General features: G+C 38.3%; 13 protein-coding genes. 4 read left to right on the forward strand and 9 right to left on the reverse strand.

All coding sequences use genetic code 11. The features are described 5' to 3' along the window. Window position 1: 1 nt before the first annotated feature. From IPL24_08220 to IPL24_08230, 3 genes are all read left to right on the forward strand, one after another. Window positions 2-931 carry a type IX secretion system membrane protein PorP/SprF gene (locus IPL24_08220; GenBank protein ID MBK8363663.1) on the forward strand — a complete coding sequence of 310 codons (930 nt, stop codon included), beginning with the start codon at window positions 2-4 and terminating at the stop codon, window positions 929-931. A gap of 51 nt (window positions 932-982) precedes the next feature. Further along, the gene (locus tag IPL24_08225; GenBank protein MBK8363664.1) at window positions 983-2,881 is read left to right on the forward strand and encodes an OmpA family protein; all 1,899 of its coding nucleotides are present in this window, start codon (window positions 983-985) and stop codon (window positions 2,879-2,881) included. A gap of 192 nt (window positions 2,882-3,073) precedes the next feature. Continuing rightward, window positions 3,074-8,788 carry a gliding motility-associated C-terminal domain-containing protein gene (locus IPL24_08230; GenBank protein ID MBK8363665.1) on the forward strand — a complete coding sequence of 1,905 codons (5,715 nt, stop codon included), beginning with the start codon at window positions 3,074-3,076 and terminating at the stop codon, window positions 8,786-8,788. Between the two features lie 62 nt (window positions 8,789-8,850). Here IPL24_08230 and IPL24_08235 read toward each other — a convergent pair whose 3' ends face one another. The 4 genes from IPL24_08235 to IPL24_08250 form a co-directional block, all read right to left on the reverse strand. Further along, window positions 8,851-10,194 carry a hypothetical protein gene (locus tag IPL24_08235; protein ID MBK8363666.1) on the reverse strand — a complete coding sequence of 448 codons (1,344 nt, stop codon included), beginning with the start codon at window positions 10,192-10,194 and terminating at the stop codon, window positions 8,851-8,853. A gap of 18 nt (window positions 10,195-10,212) precedes the next feature. Further along, complete coding sequence (locus IPL24_08240; GenBank protein ID MBK8363667.1) at window positions 10,213-13,650, reverse strand: T9SS type A sorting domain-containing protein; 3,438 nt, start codon at window positions 13,648-13,650, stop codon at window positions 10,213-10,215. A 9-nt stretch (window positions 13,651-13,659) separates the two neighbouring features. Continuing rightward, window positions 13,660-13,968 (reverse strand): hypothetical protein, encoded by a 309-nt coding sequence (locus IPL24_08245; GenBank protein MBK8363668.1) that lies wholly within the window; start codon window positions 13,966-13,968, stop codon window positions 13,660-13,662. A gap of 248 nt (window positions 13,969-14,216) precedes the next feature. Beyond that, window positions 14,217-15,386, reverse strand: a complete 1,170-nt coding sequence (locus IPL24_08250) for a sigma-54-dependent Fis family transcriptional regulator (GenBank protein ID MBK8363669.1) — start codon at window positions 15,384-15,386, stop codon at window positions 14,217-14,219. Between the two features lie 119 nt (window positions 15,387-15,505). Here IPL24_08250 and IPL24_08255 point away from each other — a divergent pair, with 119 nt between their 5' ends. Continuing rightward, window positions 15,506-16,657, forward strand: a complete 1,152-nt coding sequence (locus IPL24_08255) for a hypothetical protein (GenBank protein MBK8363670.1) — start codon at window positions 15,506-15,508, stop codon at window positions 16,655-16,657. A 22-nt stretch (window positions 16,658-16,679) separates the two neighbouring features. Here the strand turns inward: IPL24_08255 and IPL24_08260 are convergent, their stop codons facing one another. The 5 genes from IPL24_08260 to yaiO are packed head-to-tail and all read right to left on the reverse strand — an operon-like array spanning window position 16,680 to window position 21,866. Continuing rightward, entirely contained in the window at window positions 16,680-18,113 is a 1,434-nt protein-coding gene (locus IPL24_08260; protein ID MBK8363671.1) for a glycosyltransferase family 2 protein, read from the reverse strand. A 3-nt stretch (window positions 18,114-18,116) separates the two neighbouring features. Further along, window positions 18,117-19,271, reverse strand: coding sequence for a hypothetical protein (locus IPL24_08265; protein ID MBK8363672.1), 1,155 nt, complete (start codon window positions 19,269-19,271; stop codon window positions 18,117-18,119). Between the two features lie 4 nt (window positions 19,272-19,275). After that, a complete protein-coding gene (locus IPL24_08270) occupies window positions 19,276-20,421 on the reverse strand; it encodes a CotH kinase family protein (protein MBK8363673.1) in 1,146 nt (381 codons plus the stop codon). After that, the gene (locus tag IPL24_08275; protein MBK8363674.1) at window positions 20,418-20,621 is read right to left on the reverse strand and encodes a hypothetical protein; all 204 of its coding nucleotides are present in this window, start codon (window positions 20,619-20,621) and stop codon (window positions 20,418-20,420) included. Before IPL24_08275 ends, IPL24_08270 begins: the two co-directional genes overlap by 4 nt. Before the next feature lie 12 nt (window positions 20,622-20,633). Further along, a complete protein-coding gene (gene yaiO / locus IPL24_08280; GenBank protein ID MBK8363675.1) occupies window positions 20,634-21,866 on the reverse strand; it encodes a YaiO family outer membrane beta-barrel protein in 1,233 nt (410 codons plus the stop codon). Window positions 21,867-21,896 lie beyond the last annotated feature (30 nt).

Here is a 21,896-nt window from a genome sequence, read left to right on the forward strand (position 1 = left end):
TATGAAGAGGATTTACATTTCAGCGTTGCTGATGTTTTTTAGTGTAGCCGGCTATTGTCAGCAAGACATTTTAGTTAGCCAGTACATGTTTAATCATTTACTTTTGAACCCTGCTTACGCAGGAAGTAAGGATTATATGATGGCAACATTGCTTTACCGAAAGCAATGGGTCGATTTCAAAGGTGCACCAACAACACAAGTGGCTACGCTGCATGGACCGGTAGGTTTGACCAATTTCGGTTGGGGTGCTTCGATCAGCCACGATAAGATTGGAGTTACTGATCGTACAGATGCCTATCTGAATGCTGCATATCATTTACCGGTTGGACCAAAGATGAAATTAAGTCTTGGATTGAGAGCAGGTGGTGGATATTACAGTTACAAAAACAGTGATCTGATTTACTGGGATTCTAATGATCCACTTTTCGCCGGTGATAAGACGAGTAAATTTATTCCGAACATTGGTGCAGGTGCATATTTATATACTGACAAATTTTATGCAGGAGTTTCGGTTCCAAATGTCATCTCTTATGATACAACAAAAGTGCTTAGCTTAAATATGAATGGAAATGTTGTTCCGAATCAGGTTCGACATTATTTTGCAACTGCAGGTGTGGCACTGGAAGTAAATCCTGATGTAGTTATAAAGCCAAGTGTGCTTGTAAAGTATGTTCAGAATGCTCCGGTTGAAGCTGACTTCAACGTAAATGTTTTGTTCGCTCAGGTTCTTTGGGTAGGAGGTAGCTATCGTACAGGTGACAGCTTTGTTGCTTTACTTGAATTGCAATTGACAAAAAAGTTCAGACTTGGATACAGCTATGACTTTACAACTACTGATGTGAAAAATTATTCAGCAGGATCACACGAGATAATGATCGGATATGACTTCGGATACGATATCATGAAAGTTAAAACTCCTCGTTATTTCTAATTATTTGTATACCACAAATTGCATTAACAAAGCTTGTAAAAACCACTACGAATGACCAAAAAAATATTTTCTGTTGCCATTATTGCTGCTGCTTTTCTACTAAGCGGTTGTGCAAGTTATCATCTCAGACAGGGAAACCGATTTTATAAAGATCTTGCTTATAGCATGGCCATAGAAGAGTATCAGAAGGGCCTTAGCAAAAAAGAGAATGCAGCTGCGCGAATCAAACTTGCTGAAAGCTACAGGAAGATGAATAATCTGCAGAAAGCAGAGGAGGAGTATGCAAAAGTTGTATTGCTTCCTGAAGCTGAACCAATCCATAAATTACGTTATGGTCAGCTACTGATGAGAAGCGGAAAATATGTTGTTGCCCGTTCTTATTTTGAATTGTACCTGCAGGCAAATCCAAATGATCAGGCAGTTGCAAAATTAAAATCCAGCTGTGACAGTATTGAGATCTGGCAAAAAGATTCTGCAAAATATTCAATACAGTCATCATCATTAAATTCCGGACAAAGTAATTTCAGCCCGGTTTGGTACAAAGAAGGAATTGCTTTTACCAGCGACAGAAATGCAAAAGCTAAAAATTATGCATGGACAGGTCGTCCGTTTCTTGAAATGTATTACTCAAAAGGAAATCTGGAAAGCGGTTTTGCAAATCCAACTCCTATTGGAGAAATTAATGGGATCTATCATGATGGCCCCGCAACTTTCAGCTCGAAAGGCGACACTATGTATTTTACAAGAAATAACTATGTGAAAAAGAAAGTGCAGAAATCATCAGAAGATGTTGTCGACCTTAAAATTTACAGGGTAATTAAAAAAGACACTTCATGGACAGGCATCACTGAATTTGAATATAACAGTAAAGAATACAGTACCGGTCACCCGACGTTGAATGGTGATGGAACAAAGATGTACTTTGTAAGTGACATGCCGGGCGGATTAGGCGGAACGGATATTTACATGGTTGAAAGAATGAATAACACATGGAGCAAACCTGTAAATCTTGGACCAAATATTAATACTCCTTATAACGAAATGTTTCCAATGATCTGGAAAGATTCCATTCTCTATTTCAGTTCTGAAGGCCATTACAATATGGGCGGACTGGATATTTTCTATAGTGGAAAAGATCAGAATTCTTGGAAAGAAGCCCGCAATATGGGTTACCCTCTTAACACAAGTTTCGATGATTTTGGAGTTGCATTGAATGACAGCGGTACTGCCGGAATTCTTTCGAGTAACAGGAATGCTAAAAATACAATGCAGGATAACCTGTATACATTTACGATCAACGATCTTCGTTTCTCATTAGAAGGAATTGCTGTAGACAAAACTACACAGGAGCCTGTAGCAGGTGTAACGGTTGAATTAACAAATACCATTACAAATAAAAAAGAAAGTGTTATAACCGGCCCTGACGGTAAATTCTATTTCAAATTAAATCCTGAAACATCTTATAATGTTGTGGGAACAAAAGACGGTTATTTCACAAACACAGAGCCTGTAACTACGATAGGCAAGATCAGAAGTGAAAACATGTTTGTTAAACTGAAACTCGAATTGGAGCGGATCATAGTTGACAAACCAATTGTTTTGAAAAACATCTATTATGACCTTGATAAATGGGATATACGTCCTGATGCTGCAATCGAATTGAATAACCTTGTTCAGATTATGGAAGAAAATCCTGCAATCAGTATTGAACTAGGCTCACATACAGATTCACGTGCCGATGATAAATACAATGCAACCCTTTCACAAAAACGTGCAGAGGCAGCTGTAAGCTATATTGTTTCCAAAGGTGTCAAACAGTCCAGAATAACAGCTAAAGGCTATGGAGAAACTCAATTGGTGAACCGTTGCGCAAATAATGTTGCTTGTTCAGAAGAAGAACATCAGGCCAACCGGAGAACTGAATTTAAAGTTGTATCAATTGCTAAATAAAAAAGCATTCAATGTGAAAAAGACCGGCCTGTCCGGTCTTTTTTTTTGCCCAAAAAGTGGTCTTTATCAGAGAGAAAAATGTTGAAAAGTGTGTTTAAATGATTAATCTAATGTGAGGCAGATAAGGCTTAAGTTTTATGAACTTTCCGACTTATTATAAATGGACAGTTCCGTCTTTTAACTCACACATTCATGATTCAAAAAACTACATTTTACAGACGCTTTATTTCCCGGTTGGTCGTTGTCGTTGTCGTCTTATTTACAACACTTTCTTCTTTTCAGGCTTCTGCTACACACTCATCCGGAGCCGATCTTCAATACACATGGGTAAGTGGCAACACTTTTAAAGTTACAGTCTCTTTTTACAGAGATTGTGAAGGTGTTGCTGCTCCTGCAACAATTACATTGAATGCTAAATCAACTTCGTGTTCAAGAAATCAAAATTACACTTTGAATCTGGAAGCCGGAACCGGGCAGGAAATTACTTTCCCTTGTCGAACTGTCGTTACAAAATGTACAAGTTCAGGCTCAGTAAATGCAGGCTATCAACGCTACGTTTACTCTAATAACGTAACACTCCCTCAGCAATGTACTGACTGGGTAATAAGCTTCTTTGTATGTTGCAGAAATTGCGCGATCACAACTTTGAATAATCCGTGTGCAGACAACATGTACATTGACGCAACTTTAAATAACGTATTGGCACCACACAATAACTCTGCTCAGTTTACTAATATTCCTGTTGCACTGATCTGTGTCAATCAAAGTTTCACTTATAACCATGGAGTTTTTGATCCGGATGGGGACTCTTTGGTTTATTCTTTCATCACTCCTAAAACATTTAATACTTCAACAAATACTATTGGATCTGTTACTTTTAATCCCGGATTCTCCAGCACCAGTCCGCTCACTTCAAGTCCGGCTGTCGCCCTGAATTCGTCGAATGGTGATATTACTATGTTCCCAACTGTTAATGGTGAAATCGGTGTGTGCGCAATCATAGTCAGAGAATATCGAAATGGTGTATTAATCGGTAGTGCAATTCGTGATATGCAATTCCTGACAAGAATCTGTAATCCGAATTTTCTTCCAACTTCTACCGGTATAAATGGTACAGGAAACTTTACTGCTACTGTATGTCCGGGTTCAACTATTAATTTCACTGTAAATTCAGGAGATCCAAATCCGGCGGATACAGTTGTAATGGAATGGAATAATTCTATTACAACCGCTACTTTTAATACTGTCGGAGCAAAATTACCGGTAGGTACTTTCAACTGGACTCCAACCTTAGCGGATGCGCGCGCACAACCTTATACCTTCATCGTAATTGTTCGTGATAATGCTTGTCCTTACGCCGGATCGCAGACTTATTCATTTGTAATAAATGTTCCTGTGATAACTGCATCAGTCTCCAGTCCGACTTTTTCCGGTTTTAATGTAGCTTGTAACGGTGCTGCAACCGGTGCAATTACAGCCACAGGTGGCGGAGGCACTGCACCATATACTTACTTATGGAATCCTTCCGGACAAACAACACAAACAGCAACAGGACTTGCAGCAAATACATATTCTGTGACTGTAACTGATGTAAGCGGATGTACGAATTCGGCATCGACTACACTTACTCAACCAGCTACAACTGTTTCGGCTTCAATTTCAGGATCAACAAATGTTACTTGCTTTGGTGCATCGAATGGAACAGCTACTGCCACTACTACAGGTGGTGTTTCTCCGTATACCTATTCATGGTCACCAAGCGGACAAACCACTGCAACAGCAACTGGGCTTGGACCTGTAAATTATACCGTAACAGCTACTGATCTGAATGGATGTACAAGTCAGCAATCTGTTCTGATCTCACAGCCAACTGCAGTTGGTGCAACAGTTTCGCAATTCGATAATGTTACTTGCCGTAACAACGCAAACGGGAGTATGACTATCGTTCCTTCAGGCGGTACCGGACCTTATACACATCATTGGTCAAACGGTGCAACTACTGCAGCTATCACAAACCTGGGACCAGGAAATTATACTGACACAATCCGTGATGCAAATAATTGTGTTTTTCTGATTAGCCAGATTATTACACAACCACCTGTCGTATTAGGAATTCCTGCATCATCAGTTGTGACTTCTAATGTAAATTGTTTTGGTGGTGCCGATGGAACAGCTTCTGTTAGTCCTACAGGTGGAACTTTGCCGTATGCTATTACATGGTCTAACGGTGATACCGGAACTGTTGCCGATTCATTGATCGCAGGAACTTATCAGGTGACAATCGTAGATGGAAATAACTGTTCTTTTGATTCGACAATTATTATTACTGCTCCAAGTGCATTAGCTTCTTCATTCGTGAATTATGCAACAACACCGGGCGGTACAGATATAGCTTGCTTCGGACAAACTACCGGACAAGCCAAAGTAACTGTTACCGGTGGTACTTTCCCTTATACTTATTCATGGTCGAATGGAGCAACAGTTGATTCAATCATAAATGTCGGAGCCGGAACTTATACAGTTACTGTAACCGATGATAATGGCTGTGTTCAGATCCTGACGGATACCATTACTCAACCTGCTGTTTTGGCAAACACACCAAACATCCGTAATGTCGCATGTAAGGGCGAGTCCAGCGGATTTATAATTGCAAACGTAGCAGGTGGATCACCGGCTTATTCTTATGCATGGACTCCAAACATTAGTACGAATGATAGTGCTTACTTAATTCCGGCAGGATTTTATTCATTGACTATAACAGATCTTAATGGTTGCACTCGAATCGATACGGTAACTATTACTGAACCTGATACGCTTGTACCTTTGATCCTGCCATCTACCTTCATTGGAGCCGTTAACCTTCGTTGCTTCGGCGATTCAAGCGGTTCAGCAACTGTCACAGTTTTTGGTGGGACACCACCTTTCACTTATGTATGGTCGACTGGAGATACTACTTTAAGCATTACTGATCTTGTTGCAGATAAAGTCACCGTACGGGTTGTGGATTCAAATGGTTGTTCAATTGAAAAAGATACAACTCTTACTCAACCACCGCCATTCCTGCATTTATCTGACATAGAAGACCCACTTTGTTTTGGCGATTCTTCCGGCTACATAAAAATTAATCTTTCAGGAAGTACACCACCTTATACTTATGCATGGAATACAGGGCAAACAACTGATTCCATCGGCGGTCTTACTTCAGGTTCTTTTTATGTGATAGTAGAAGATGTTAATAATTGTCAGGACAGTCTTAATTTTACAATGGCCAATCCTGATTCTATAATTGTTCCTGCAATTGTTTCAGATTATCAAGGGTATAATATCAGTTGTAATGGTGGTTCAAATGGAAGTATTGAAGTATTTCCATTCGGAGGTGATAATAACTTTACTTACACCTGGTCGAGTTCACAAACTACAGACAGTATCACCGGACTTACTGCAGGAAATTATGATCTCACAATTCTTGATGGTCGTGGTTGTAGAAAAGATACTTCTATCGTTTTGTCTGAACCGCTTCTGCTCAATTTAACTTTACTTCCTGACACATTCGTTGGTGGTACAAATGTGCGGTGTTTTGGTTATAACGATGGTGGAGTTCACTCCACAGTAATTGGTGGTGTTTCACCTTATCAATATTTATGGTCTAATGGTGATGTAGCAGATTCTGCAGTCGGATTATCGACAGGAACATATTTGCTGACTGTTACCGATAGCAATGGCTGTATCGTTCAGGATTCAGTAGATATCCTTGAACCGGATTCGATTGCACTCGCAGCTGTACTACCTGACTTCAATGGATTTGCTATTCCTTGTTTCGGTGATACATCCGCTTGTATCACTTTGAACATGATAGGAGGAAATTCTCCATTCACTTTTGTCTGGGATGGTGTCGACACTTTAACTGTACCTACCCGTTGCGATCTTGGTGCCGATACTTTGAACATTATGATACTCGACGGTAACGGATGTTCACTGGATACGTTCTTTATAATTTCTGGTCCGCCTCCGATTGGTTTCAATTCTGTCCTTTCAGGATTTGGCAGTTATAATATAAATTGTTTCGGCACAAATACTGGATCTATAGATGTTACGATGACAGGTGGAGTAGGTCCGTATGATTATATCTGGACTTCCAGCGATACAACAGAAGATCTTAATAATATAGGCGCCGGAAATTATCAGGTCAATGTAATGGACGCTAATGGTTGTGTTGATTCAGCTGCATTCACACTGACAGAGCCATTAGAATTGGATGCTACAGTTTCAAGTACGCCTACAACCTGCGGTCTGGATAATGGAACAGCAACAGCACTTCCGACGGGTGGAGTGTTGCCTTATACTTATTTATGGACAGGTTCACAAACTACTTCAACTGCGACTAATTTGCCGGCACAATTATACTTTATAACTGTGACTGATAGTTTAGGATGTACATTCAATGATGTTATCAGTGTAACTGCAAGTTCACAAGCTGTTGTCTCTATAAATTCATTCGTAAATAACACTTGCTTTGGTACCAGTGAAGGAACTGCAACAGCAACTTTAACAGGAGGTGTTGCGCCATTCGTTTATCTGTGGTCTAATGGTGATACTACTTTCACTGCCGATAGTCTGGCAGCCGGAAGTTATACTATCCAGGTAACTGATTCCAATAATTGTATTTCTACAGGTAACATTACGATCTCTGAACCAAATGCATTCAACTTTACATACGCTGTTAACAATGCATTTTGTAATGGTGCAAATAATGGTTCTGCAACTGTTACTGTAACCGGCGGAACAGGTTCTTATCAATTCAACTGGTCTAATGGTGATACCGGAATTTTTGCTGATAGTTTATCGGGTGGTTACGTAAGTGTGCAGGTAACGGATAGTGTCGGTTGTACTCTGATCGATTCTGTTAATATTGTTCAGGGAACCTCAATCAATTCTACAATCGCTGCTTCAAGTGATGTAACTTGTTTCGGAGGAAATAATGGTTCAGCCTCCGTGAATAGTGCAACAGGAGGGATTGGTCCTCTTACCTATACCTGGTCAAATGGAGATATCGGTTTATCAACGAACAATCTTATCGCAGGTGTTTATACGATGAACATAGTTGATGCTGTAAATTGTTCACTTGCATTGACTGTTACAATTAATGAACCACCACAATTGACTCTGAATCTTGCTGCAACAAATGTAACCTGCTTCGGTGACAATAATGGAATTGCTGATGCTCAGGTAGCCGGTGGTACTGGTACTTACTCATATGCGTGGACACCAAATATTTCATCAGATTCAATTCTTGTAAACCTTAGTCCGGGTACATACTCGGTTGTTATCACTGATCAGAATCTGTGTACAACAAATTCAACAGCTACAATCGTTGAACCGAATGAGATCGTTTCAGATGCGGGATTGAATATAAGTGATTGCGAAGAATCATTCATATTAAATGCATCTTTGAATTCACCTTATAATGGTCAATGGTCAGTTGTAACTGGAAGTGCGAATTTCTCTGATGTAACGTCACCAACAACAACAGTTTCGGGTCTAACATTAGGTAACAATGTTCTTTTATGGACGATAACTGATGGTTCATGTTTCGGTACTGATTCTTTAATAGTAAGAAGAAATACAGATGCAGAATGCGAACTTGATATCCCAACAGGAATTACTCCAAATGATGATGGAAAAAATGATCAGCTGGTAATTCATGGTATTGAAAGATATCCGGATAATGTCCTGACGATCTATAACCGTTGGGGAAATCTTGTTTATCAAAAAGAAAATTATGCTAACGAATGGGTTGGACAAAATAATTCAAATGAATTCCTTCCGGAAGGAACTTATTTCATAGTTCTGGTGATAAGGAATACAACTATTCAGATGACATCTTATATTGATCTGAGAAGACAATAGAGTAGGAGACAAAAAAAAGCCCGGTTCATTTGAACCGGGCTTTTTTGTATTTTAATGTTTTATCAGATCTTGATAATTGATCTTGTTACTTTTTTATTGTCGAATATCAGGTTGATAGTATACGATCCGCTTTCTCTGATCTTTTCATTTTTGTAAACATGTACATTTTTTCCCTTTGGAGCATCGAATGATTGGGTATCAAGAATTTTTCCGGATTCGTCACAGATCTGTATCCATACCTTTCCTGACTTTGGAAGAAAATAGGAAACATCAAATGATTTGTCAAATGGCAAAGGATTGATCTTTTCAATTGCAAGATTCACTTCGTTCTGCATTTTTATAGCAGCTAATGAATGCGAAATAAATTTTCCATTTATAAACGTCTGGCGAAGTCTGTAGTAGACAATTCCTGTTGTCGCTTTCGTTTTATCTGTATAAGTATATTCTTCAGTTTCTTTCATATCCGGATTAACAGGGACGCTTGCAACATTCATAAAATCAACTCCATTAATCGAACGTTCGATCGTGAATGACTTTATTTTATCATTGACAGAAGTTGACCAATGGATCTTTATCCCGCCATCTTTTTCTTCAAGCATAAAATTTAAAAGTGATTCAGCTAATGGTGCTGTATTTCCTGCAGTTCTCACAATGAGATTGTCGATGATAGCAATATCTTTTCCATCACCATTCATGCCTTTTGCAATTGTTACCTTTCCTGCATTCTTCCATGAAAGTGGTGTGTTTGGTGCATGCTGATTTGACCATACGATCACACTGTTAACAAAGATCTCGGCTTTTCCTTTAGCGGGATTATAAATGAACCTGTAAGTACGGAAGTTCATGTCGACAGGAATTTCGTATTCTGTTTTCGCCTTGAAGGATTCAATTCCGCCTCGCTTATTTTCCAGTCTGTATGCAATACTTATAAAACCATTTTCCATTCCAAAGTTAAACCCATTTTCTCTTGAAAAAAATGAACCACTTTTTTCATTTCTGCTGTAGTCAATACTTATGTCAATTCCTTCCTGATTCCATAATTCTGTTCCTTCAATTTCGAGATCAATGTCCTTTCCATTTGCTCCGGCAGATAAACCACCTGTTGATGAACGACCGCCTGACATTGAATGCGCATCTTTACTTACATTGATCGCATCAGGTCCTAATGTTGCTGCTGTAACCGGATCTTTCTCCCAGGTAAACTCCGTCAGTATATCTCCATTGCCAAGACTTGCTCCGCTTCCTTCACCTCCGGTTGCAGTAGCGCGTGTTTTACTGACATTGTTAACATTCAAGTATACCATTATTCCTGCTGTAATTGTAAGAACAAATGAAACACTCCCTGCTACAAGAAGTAATCTTGCTCTGAGCTTGTTCTTTTGTTTTTGGCGCTGTCTGTTTTTCATTTTATCGGATCTTGGATGTTAATTTTTAATCACCTTTTTCGTGATACGGTCATTGGCACTCTCAATTATTAAGATGTATGTTCCCGGCTCAAGTGCATCAAGATTTGTTATCTCAATTTTATTTTCACCGGAATCAGATTGATAGTCTTTCTGGAATTTTGTTTTTCCATCGCTGCTGATCAGTTGAATTGTTGTTTTCTGGCTCACTCCTGAACTTAAATTAATTCTCATTTCATTGCTAAATGGATTTGGAGAAACGGAGTTGATAGAAAGATTCTTTGAATTACTTTTCGGAGTTACTTTAGCAACCTTTGAATAGATAAAAGACCCGTCAGGAGCAATTTGTTTTAAACGATAATATGATTCTGTTCCTGTGTAGGAAATGTCATCGTAAGTATAATCTCTGATTTTATTATCAAATGAAGCCCTGATTTCATCAATCTGATTAAAGTTTATTCCATCAGCACTTCTTTCTACAATGAATTTATCAATTCCTTGTTCTGATTGAATATGCCAGTCAACCGAAACCATATCGTCAACTAATTTTGCATTTAATTGAATTGACGCTACTTCTACTGATGCAATCGTCCAGTCTTGATAGAGTACGGAATTTTCTATAGCAATTGTTCCTGTGGATTGTTTTGAACCCGTTGCAGTGGCAGTTGTAATATTCCAGCCACTACCTGTCCATTGTATAATATTCAATGGGCCCACTGCCATTCCTGATTCCAGAGTATTTTCTGTACCCAGATATGTAAGTGTGATGTTAGCCTTGATTCCGGTACCGGTAAATGACCACCAGCGATCAACAACATGTTCAGAAGCGAACGGAGGTCCTCCCGGAAATGTCATATCCAGAGCAGGGTAGGGAGTGTTGGGCGAATTTGTCGACCGGGTACTAACCGTGATCGTTTTTCCTAATCCGGTAGTGACAGTGAATTGCACCGGAATATATTTATTTTCTGAAACCCCAAATGGAATTTCATGACTTCCCGATGTCAGATTTTGCCAGCAAACCTGGCTGTTATTAATTGGAGTCGTGCCTTCACTGATGATATAACCTTTTGTTCTCCTGATTGCCGTAGGCAGACCATTTTCAATCGTAATCGTTTTTGCATTTAATTTTAATGCTCCTGACTGAAGATCCAGTTTAGTTCTGACTATTACATTATCTCCTGAAAGACTTGCTTTTGTATTTGTTCCTTGCAAATTGATTTTCAAAATTCCATATTTCGAACTTTCATTGCTGCTTACAATTGCTAATCCTGTAACAGAAATATTTTCAGATCCTGTGTATTCAATAATGCTATATGGATGTAATTCGTAACTTAAATTTCCTGTAACATCAATAGCAGCTCTGTTTGATTGATCACAGAAACCAGTAGGATTAGTTGTTGATATTGTTCCACCGGAATCGACATTCAGTTTGGAAAATCCATATTGTTGATTCGAGATTATTTGTCCTTTATTCAGAGCTAATGTTGCATTACTTTTGACCTGCAACATGTTTATACCTGATTGATTATTTGAAGCCAACAGGAAATTGCAGTTATTTACCATGACCTTACTTCCCGGCTGAATTTTTTGAATTATGTTTTCAATTGAACTTGTTGTTCCTGTTCTTGAATATGCCTGAAATCTCGGAGATTCATAACTGATCTCACCAAATGAATTTGTATTACCGTTTCCGCTTCGGGTAATTTTTCCTGAACCGGAAAAACTAACCAATGATCCTGCAAATTTTAAACTATTGACCGATGAAGTATTCTGACTGTTATTTTCCAGGTTAATTATTCCGCCTGATTGAATGAAAGCACCTCGTACAGCTACTGAAATATTTTCTGTATTGACAGATGTCTGATTATTATGAAATAAAAACTCACCACCGCTTTGGTTAAATTCTCTTATAACTTCTATTATACCGGTTCCCTGATTGTTTTTAACGGATAAAATTCCGCCGTTGATTCTTACGCTGTCAATCGATGCTGAAACAGAGCCGTTATTTTTTGAAAGTGATAATGATCCACCATTCATTTTTAAAATGCCCTGCACATTTAGTTGAGTGTTATGTGATGCAACCAATGCACCATAATTAAAACTATTTGTGCATCCGTTTATTTCAAAGTTTCCATTGATAGATAATTCTTCATTTCCTGATGATGCAGAACTGGTCACTTCAGCACTTTGAATTCCAGTTACGACAAAATCGCCGCCAACATTTAATTTTAACCTTAGATTATTCTGTATTCCGGAAATACTCGAAAGAGAAGTTCCTCTGAATTTATCATTTGCATTTTGAAAATTGATCTTGAAATTACGGGTCACGCTAAAGTTTCCTGTAGCACCAGCTGTGTGACAAGCAGTCTGTCCCATGAATATTCCTCCATTCAGATTCAGGTCACCAATTGTTGATGTGAATGTTCCTGAGTTGAGTGTAGCAATATTGTATACTATTCGTGTATCGCCTGTATTTTGTGTAAAACTTCCTGTAATGTTTAAAGTCGCATTTCCATTACTGACATTAGGAATTCCGGAGTTGTTAATGATCTTTACATTTCCTGTATTGAAAAAATTTCCTGTTACCTGAACAGTTATATTTCCATTTCCGTCATTGAGACCATAAAATACACCGCCATTGTTTGTGATGTTGCCTGTTGTCAGATTGAATGAAGATGCATGCGTTCCATTGTGTCCATAGAAAATTGAATTTGCATTTTTCAATACTATATTTCCAATTGAAGTATTTGTGATTGAACCCGATTTGTCAAGTGTGACCCAGCCTTGGTCAATTGTTAATGTGCCGGTCACTCTGTGATTTTCAAATTGATTATTCTGATTCCATTCAACTATAGAATTATTTCCGCCCGGAGAATTTATTTCAAGATTTCCAAAATTTCCTGTGATCTTATCACCAAGAGGAGTTGTATAGTTGAACCAGTTCTTTATTATCAGATTACTACCTGTTGCAAAATTCTCAACGCAACTTGTAAACAGAGTTGCTTCAGCAGATGTATTGATAGCGGGATCCCAGATGAATGTTCCGCCTGAGCTTATCTTGAATGACCGGCCGATAGAACCAACTGTTATCATTCCTTTATTCATGTTCATCCTTCCGTCAATAACTATGTTTCCGCCAATTGCTATTCTGATGTTTTGTCCTAGTGTCAATTGCCCGGTAGAAAATACCGTCAGGTTCTGACATGCTGCATCTGCCGGAATTGTAATTATGGAAGCATTGGCAATTGTGACATTATCGCCTGCACCCGGAATCCCTGAAGGGTTCCATATCGCCGGATTGTTCCAGTTTCCTGAACCGATTGATATTTTTGATCCTGCAAACACAGATGCAGGAAGAATAAAAGCAAGAATAAATATCCCGGCAATTATAGACTGTAAGGTTTTAGACAAATTGATTTGTTTTAGTCCTTTGTGCGTTAGTTTTAATGCTTTCTCCATGGTTTCTGTTTATTGTGCATTAACAACTTTCTTCTCACGAATGAGAATTGTGTGTTCGCCGTTGATCTTTTCCTGAATTATTACCGGATTTTCCAGACTTGTTTCATTCGTAAAATCCTGGTCTGAGACCTTTACTACTTCGATGGTCTCATTCGCTTTTGCCTGAGAACTGGAAGGGTTCGATAGATTTACTATAACAAGCCCCAGCGCCGTCATTGTTAGAATTCCTGTACTGATCATCAGTACTGTTTTCATCGATATCCGTAGCGCTAATCGCGGCTTCAATTCCGGTTTTTGCTTGTTCTTTGCTGGTTTCACTTTTGATGTGTTTTTTGGTTGTATCGATTTACGATTTCATGCGACAAAAGTCAGTTGGTAAGGGAAGGGGTTATTACAACTGTAAGAAATTGTTTGAATAATTGAAAAGTGAAGGGGGGAAAAGTGAAAAGTGAAAAGTGAAAAGTGAAAAGTGAAAAGTGGAGTGGGAGAGCTTGGAAGATTTAGGGCAAAAAAAAACGGAACTGAGTAGGCTCAGTTCCGTGGGTAGTTTCCTTAATCGTTTATTTTTATGAATTCACGAAGACAAGATCTTCGGGAAGAATTGTATTGTTTTCAGACATGATGGCTGCTCTTTCGATAACTGCTTTCAATTCGCGGATGTTACCGGGCCATTTGTATTCAAGTAGAAATTTTGTTGCTTCTTTGCTTAATTGAATGTTTGGCATTCTATTCTCTTTGCAGAAATCGGCAAGGAAGTTTTTTGATAGTAAAACAACATCATCACCTCTTTCCAATAGAGTAGGCAGGTGAATCAGAAATCCTTGAAGCCTGTAAAAAAGATCTTCTCTGAACCGGCCTTCTTTAACTTCCTGAACAAGATTTTTATTGGTTGCCGCAATCACGCGGACGTCAAGTTTAATTGATTTATTACTTCCTATACGCGTTACTTCTTTTTCCTGCAGTACACGCAATAGTTTTGTCTGCATCATCATATCCATTTCGCCGATCTCATCAAGGAAGATAGTTCCTTCATTCGCTTCTTCAAATTTTCCTATTCTGCGATCGCGGGCATCTGTAAATGCACCTTTCTCATGACCAAACAATTCACTTTCGATAAGGTCTTCCGGGATTGCACCCATATTTACTGTTACGAAAGGTTTTCTTGCCCGTTGTGAATTATAATGAATTGCACGCGACACCAGTTCTTTTCCCGTTCCACTTTGACCGGTTACTAAAACCATGATATTGCTCTTTTCAACCTTTTGAATTAAACGCAAAACTTTCAATACAGGGCTGCTATTTCCTAAAATATTATTGTATTTATTCCGGTCGATTACGATTTCTTTCAAAGCATCATTCTCCTGTTTCAAATACACATTCTTACAAAGTGTCTTTACAGAATTTTCCAGATTCACTAAAGCGTTATCATTTTTTATGATGTAATCAGATGCACCTTTTCTATACGTATCAATTACGACATCGATCTTCTCCTGACCTGATACCATGACACATTGAATATTGTCGTTGTAATTTTTTATTTTTTCCATCAGTTCAATTCCATTCATACCCGGAAGCATGTAGTCAATTGAAACGATATCGGGATTCAAGTGTAAGTTGCTTAAACAATCCTGCGGCGACATGAAATGTGTAACTTCACAGTTGTCGAGTTTTTCCAAAGTTTTTTTGATCAGACTCCCTAAGAAGTGATCATCCTCTACTATAAATACTTTTATCAGTCCCATTGTTTTAAACACTTTTATGTGAATCTTTTTATGCTTTCTAAGGTCATTTTGTTGCGTTAAAGCCTTATTAAAACGGTACATTTACTGCCTTAATCTTACACTTTTATTTCCCTATGAAAAGCAGGCTGATATTGACCATTATCGTGATTTTTCTTGCGACTCCTCTCTGGATGAGGATAGGGTGGGAATTTTCGCCAAAGCGCAAGCTTAATTTGCTTATTGTCGATAAAACGGTTTTAAACTCCAATAGTTTTAAGCATCGGTCAATAAACTGGATTCTGGACTATGAAAAATACATCAAACCTGACGGTTCTTTCTACGATATCAATAATGATTACTTCGGATTCTTCCCAAAAGAAGACGAAAAGTATCAGATCAATGACTTTGAAAAACTCGATGAGCCGGAAGTAGATAGCTTATCTAAGGTTTACAATCTTGCTTATTTCGCCGACACCTATGGCGTCCTGGGAAATGAGTGGTATTCTCACAGAGATATTAATGACAATTCTGAAAGTATCTATGGCGGATTAACCGAGAAAGATCTGCTCCTCATGAAAAAAATGAAGAGCAAGAATAAACCGGTGATCGCAGAATTCAATACTATCGGATATCCGACCCCGGTTGATATGCGACATCAGTTTGAAAAATTATGGGGAATCGAGTGGACAGGCTGGATGGCGCGTCACATCGCATCTCTTGACACAGTGAACAATCCGGACCTTCCTAAATGGATCGTCAGGGCCTATAAAAAGGAACACAACGGCATCTGGAATTTTAAAAAAGATGGAATGCTATTCATACATGAAACAGGAAGAGTTCTTGTTCTTGAAACGGGAAAAGAACTTAATGATGCAATTCCTAAAATCTACACCGATAAAGTAAATCAGGAAGCTTTTGATGTTCCTGCAGTCATGATCTATCCTTATTGGATAGATATCATGGTAAATAAAAATGACACCAATAATATTATTTCCAAATACGTTTTAGGAACAAATCCTGCCGGAGAAGCATTGCTTTCCGCAAATGGTATCCCGAAAATTTTCCCTGCTATCATTCACAGAAATAAAGATTTTCAGTTTTATTACTTCTGTGGTGACTTTGCTGACAATCCCACTAAATTCCGATTCGCAAAATTGACCGGCATTACTACTCTGAAATTTTTGATGTACAATGCAGTAGATGTTACAGACAGAAACAGATTCTTCTGGGAATTTTATTTACCGATGATGAAGAAGATCCTGAAGAAAAGCTACACCTCTATATGATTCGATAAAAATTAATAATTAATTATTTCTTAGCTCTGGTAAAGCCACGGCGTTTCATCTCACCCCAGTTTTTAACTCCTGTCATTAGATCGAGATTCCCTCTGATGGCGTAGTAAACGGTCAGTGGGTGAATAAATAATGGCTCGATCAGAGCTGTACCAAGTAAACGCAAAATGTCGCGCTTCTTTTTGTACTGATGGAAACTTAATTCTTCAAATAAGATAGCAGCAGTGGAGTACATGATCGCAAAAGCATAGATAAGTACGAATAGTACAACAAACAATTCAACGTTTAAAATTCCTAAAAAGGCCATCATAATAAGATAGAGAAATGCTGTCGTTTCTACGATAGGTGCCATGTACTCGAATAATAACCAGAATGGCATACTTACCATTCCCAGAAATTTATACTTCGGATTAAAGATCAGTTTTTTGTGTATCCAAAGCGTCTCTGCCGTACCTCTTGTCCAACGATTTCTTTGTTTACTTAAGATCTTAAAACTACTCGGTGCTTCTGTCCAGCAAAGTGGATCAGGCAGATAGACTACCCGGTATTTTTCTTTCTTCCTTTCTTCCATATACCTTCGCATACGGATAACCAATTCCATGTCTTCGCCAACCGTATTATGGTTGTAGCCACCGGCATCAATTGCAATCTTTTTATCAAACATTCCAAAGGCACCTGAGATAAGGATCAGTCCATTTAATCTGCTCCAGGCCATACGCCCTAATAAGAATGCACGGATATATTCTAAAACTTGTATACGGGGAATTATTTCAGTCGGTAAATTTACTTTCGTGATCTTACCTTCGTTTACTTCACATGAATTGGCAATTCGAACAACGCCACCAACTGCTATGACTCTGTCAGTTTCTGTTTGCTCCATAAATGGCTTAACCATTTTTAGCAACGATTCATATTCAAGGATACAATCCACATCAATTGCTGCAAAGATACCGTACCGTGAAATATTGATCCCTGAGTTCAATGCATCGGCTTTACCACCATTGACCTTATCGACAACTGTCAATTTACTTAATGATGGAATAGTGGATTTATATACTGCCCGGATAGGCTTTGATCCGATCTTTTCTTCAAATGCATATGGTACCGCTTCCAGATTATATGCTTCAATCATTAATTCAAGGGTATTGTCCTTGGATCCGTCATTGACAATGATCACTTCGAAATTTACGTAGTGAATATTCAGAAGCGACCGCACATTTTCTACAATGGTCTTGGACTCATTATAAGCCGGAGCAATTATAGAAATGGATGGGGCAGAAGGAGCAGCAAGAATGTCCCGATAATCTATGAAACTGTTCCGACGCATGTAATTGATGATGTCAAATGCAGATACAGTCGACAAAAGGAAGTAGGTGCCAAATAAAATACAGCTGTAGACCAAAATAAAATGATCTGCGAACTTTGTAAAATAATAGAAAAACAAACCCATAGTTTATAGCCTCCTGTCACGTGCGTGACGAATCATTAATTGTAGTTGTGGTCCTGATTGATTGAAAATTGATTCAATCAACTGTTCACCGTTAGTATGTATTGATAACAGGGAGCGAACCGCCTGAATCGATACGGGATAATCTTCGATCGGCTGACGAATGATCTTTTCCAGAACAGGAACAGATTTTGAACTTCCGATTATTTCAAGTGTTTTTAAGATCTCTGTTTTCAGAACAAGATTTTCCAGCGGATAAATTTCCAGAAGAGATTCTTCTCCGTCTGTTGCACTTAATTCTCTTAATGCCCGGATAACTGCAAGCTTTAAACGAACATCCGGACTCTTTAATAGAACTAATAATGTTTTAATGGATTCTCTTTGTCTGAATCTTCCGATCATCTGTATGCAAAAAACAACAACGTCTTTGTTTTTAGAATTCAACCAATGACTGAAATCCGGAATCATGTGTTCAGGCATTTTGGTCAGCATATTATAAATGTTTGCCGAATCCCAATCCGATAAATGTTCTGTTTCTTTTGCAAGGAAAGCAAGTGGATCAGTATCGCTGAGTTTCATCAGCGCAATACGCGTTTCCATTCTCAGAATTTCATTCTTACTGTTTAAGAATCCGCTGATCTCATTGTATCCTGACTTCACATTCATGATCGCCAGTTCTTTCATTCCTTTTGCAATAATGTACCAGCGTTTGCTCTTCAATTTTATTATTGAATCCCTTTCGAAGCCAAGATATTTGTAAATTTCTTCTAGTCGTTCTGCTGTCTCACCTGTGAAATTTTCATGTAAATGGATTATTTCATCAAGCAGGGTAGAGCGGTTGAAATGAATTTGGAGATCGATCTTGTCGACCATTGATAAAACTTTTTTCTCATCCAGCCCTTCATCAAATAATAACTGACGGAACACTGGCTGATACTTTTTTAAAAGTTCAGTCTTTTTATTCAACCTTTTGGTCTTGTAAATTCTGCTTCCCATTATCACTCCAAGTAGTATAAGGATGATGATCATGAAAAGAATAGTTACTCCAATAAGAATTCTGATGTGTACAGGAAAGCTATAAATAGATCGCCCTACCTCATCTACAGAGTACTGCAGATCAGAAAAATTAATTTGTAGAAGTATGGACGAAATGAGATTCAAATTATTAGTTTGATAATTGTTTATTAAGTTCTTCTATCTGCTTTTCTACAGAGTTTCTTCGTGCATTGATAAAGGATTTCAGTCCCGGAATAAAATTACCCGGATCAAGAGGATCGCCGACGGTTGTGTTAACGTTGGTATCGAAATCTGTATTGGAGTACATTTTATTTACATCAGCATATACTGAGACTCTGATCCGCAGACTCAAACTATCAATTTTTTGATTAATTATTTCTTCGCTGAAATGTTTACGAAGCAGTTCATTCATAATTGAAAGGTATCGTCTCTGAATGATTTTATTTTCGCCCAATGTTTTTTCCAACAGTGGCCGGGCTTGCTTGTAAGGTACAGAATCAGGTACCAATATGTCCAGGTTTTCAAGTTGATGCAAGGGCATCACAGGATTCCAGGCAGCAAAACTATAATTCCCGTCCAATGAGATCCATTGCCATTTAGTAGTTACTGTATCATGATAGATAAAGAAGTTGTGAGGATAAAACATATTATAGGCGTCGATGTTACCGATAATATTATTGATTGCCCAGGCTCTCAGACATTTGTCGAGATTAAAAGCAGATTCTAGTTTTTTTGTATACTCCTCAGGAGTAGAAATTGTATCGTTGATTACCCGGATAAATTTGACAAGATCGGTCCAGTCGTTTTTCTTTGTGTTGTTTTTTAATACATACCGGTTCCAGTATTTCATTGGTTCATTTCCAATGTAAACGAAATTAGCCTGAGGTTCGCCCTGAAATAAATTTCCTGCTGAACTTTTAAAACGTGTTTCCAGAAATACCTTATCGATACTTTCGTTCACCAGATACAATCCCCAGTACTTATCATTCAGGTAAACTTTAGCATAAGTTGCACGTGGCGCCGGTAAACCTTCACTGTTCATCATGTCGAGATAGATCTTTTCGCGCATCATCGACGGATCCTTGAAGTTGTTTGTGAGGTTCAACTCTTCGATGCCGTGAAAATCCTGTCCTTTGATGAACTTGTTGAATTTTATGCGGAATGGTTTTTTCTTTCCCGGATAAAATTCATAAGAAGATTCTCCTTTGAACCGGACTCCGGTAGAGTAGAATTTTTTAGGGTCGATGATCACATTCGCCTGTAAATAGTTATTCAACTCCAGCGAATCCATCATTTTTTATTCAAGGTAAGTGAATCCCAGAAACTACATTGAGTGAAATTGATACGAATCACATGGATAGAATCTTTTTCGAAAAAACTCTTTCCGTAATCTTTCTTCGATACTTTTTTAACTGCATCCTTCGTTTGAGCAAAAAGATCTGCCTGAGTGATGAAAGTTACCAGAAGTGTGAATAGTATATATTTTCTAAGCATTTTTTGTGTGGATCAGAATACTGTTTTAAGCGTTATGCCTGTTGAAACTCTTCTTGTGTAAATTGTAAATGCATCTGAAGCATCTCCACTAAGTCCACTGGTACGAAGCGGTTCTCTGGAATATGAGGCATCTACTTTAATCACCCATCTTCCAAAAGCACTTTTCTGTGCTTCAATTCCGGCAGAGTAGGAGCGGGTTTGAATACCTTGTTCAAGTCTGGCCGATTCATCCGGTGATTTACCTCTGCTTAGTTTTATACCAAGATAATTGTCGCCATCGCCGAAGTATTTTCTTGCAGCAACGATCATGGTAAGTGATGTGTTTTTTAGTGAAGTAGACTGAAAAGTTGAATCAGTTTTAGGATTGATGTATGCCCTGAAATTAAACCAATAATCTTTGTAATAATTTCCCAGACTTGTTGTGTAGAAAGAAGAGCTTTCTGTGAATGTCTGATATCTTATTCCGGCAGAATATTCAAAACCTGCAGGAAGTTTAAAGTATAATTCAGCGCCATACTTTTCTTTTGGAAAGATTGCATCATATGCATACCCTACAAAAAGATTTGCGTAGATATTTTTTGTAAAATGAGCATAACTTTCGACTTCATATTGAAATCCCCGCTTACCGAATTTATTCGCTGTATTGATCCTCATAGTAAGAGATCCAAATGTAAAGTTCCTTCCAACTTGCGCTGAAAGAAATTCCTGAGGTTTTTTCCCAAATGAAAATTCGTCGACTGAATAGCTGGTCTGAAAATTACTATTCAATCGTTTTCTTCCAAGACTATTCATCAATTGCAATGCTTCTTTATTTCCGGGATTAAAATCGAGGATCCTTCGTAAGGTCAAAGCGGCATTTCCTTTATCCTCGAGTTTCATCTGAAGTTTAGCCTTTTTCAGAAGTAATTCTTCTGAATTGGGATAGTAACTCAAAGCAATTTTCAGGTAATCGTTTGCTACTTGGTAGTTTTCACTCCAGAATTCAACATCAAAAAGTGCACTCAGTGCTTCCTGATCATTTTCTCTCTCGATCAACACACGGCTTAATTCTGTTCGCGCCATATCGTAGTTTTTCTGCCATGTATAAGTCCTGGCTAAAAACGTACGTACATCATAATAATTTGGTTTTTTTTCGAGAATCTTCTGACAAATTCTTCGTGCCTGTGAATAATTATCATTGAAACTTAATTCGCGGGCTTTCTTGAAGAGTGCATCCAGATCTGTTGTATCAGTAACAATAACCAAGGTGTCTGATGCCTTTGTCTGGGCTGAGCT

This window comes from Bacteroidota bacterium (assembly GCA_016711505.1).
In the GTDB taxonomy this organism is placed as follows: Bacteria; Bacteroidota; Bacteroidia; order AKYH767-A; family 2013-40CM-41-45; genus JADKIH01.

Bases quoted from the DNA above. Each gene is read 5' to 3' on its own strand.
- IPL24_08220 (MBK8363663.1), top strand. From the start codon at position 2: ATGAAGAGGATTTACATTTCAGCGTTGCTGATGTTTTTTAGTGTAGCC.
- IPL24_08225 (MBK8363664.1), top strand. From the start codon at position 983: ATGACCAAAAAAATATTTTCTGTTGCCATTATTGCTGCTGCTTTTCTA.
- IPL24_08230 (MBK8363665.1), top strand. From the start codon at position 3,074: ATGATTCAAAAAACTACATTTTACAGACGCTTTATTTCCCGGTTGGTC.
- IPL24_08235 (MBK8363666.1), bottom strand. From the start codon at position 10,194: ATGAAAAACAGACAGCGCCAAAAACAAAAGAACAAGCTCAGAGCAAGA.
- IPL24_08240 (MBK8363667.1), bottom strand. From the start codon at position 13,650: ATGGAGAAAGCATTAAAACTAACGCACAAAGGACTAAAACAAATCAAT.
- IPL24_08255 (MBK8363670.1), top strand. From the start codon at position 15,506: ATGAAAAGCAGGCTGATATTGACCATTATCGTGATTTTTCTTGCGACT.
- IPL24_08260 (MBK8363671.1), bottom strand. From the start codon at position 18,113: ATGGGTTTGTTTTTCTATTATTTTACAAAGTTCGCAGATCATTTTATT.
- IPL24_08270 (MBK8363673.1), bottom strand. From the start codon at position 20,421: ATGATGGATTCGCTGGAGTTGAATAACTATTTACAGGCGAATGTGATC.
- IPL24_08275 (MBK8363674.1), bottom strand. From the start codon at position 20,621: ATGCTTAGAAAATATATACTATTCACACTTCTGGTAACTTTCATCACT.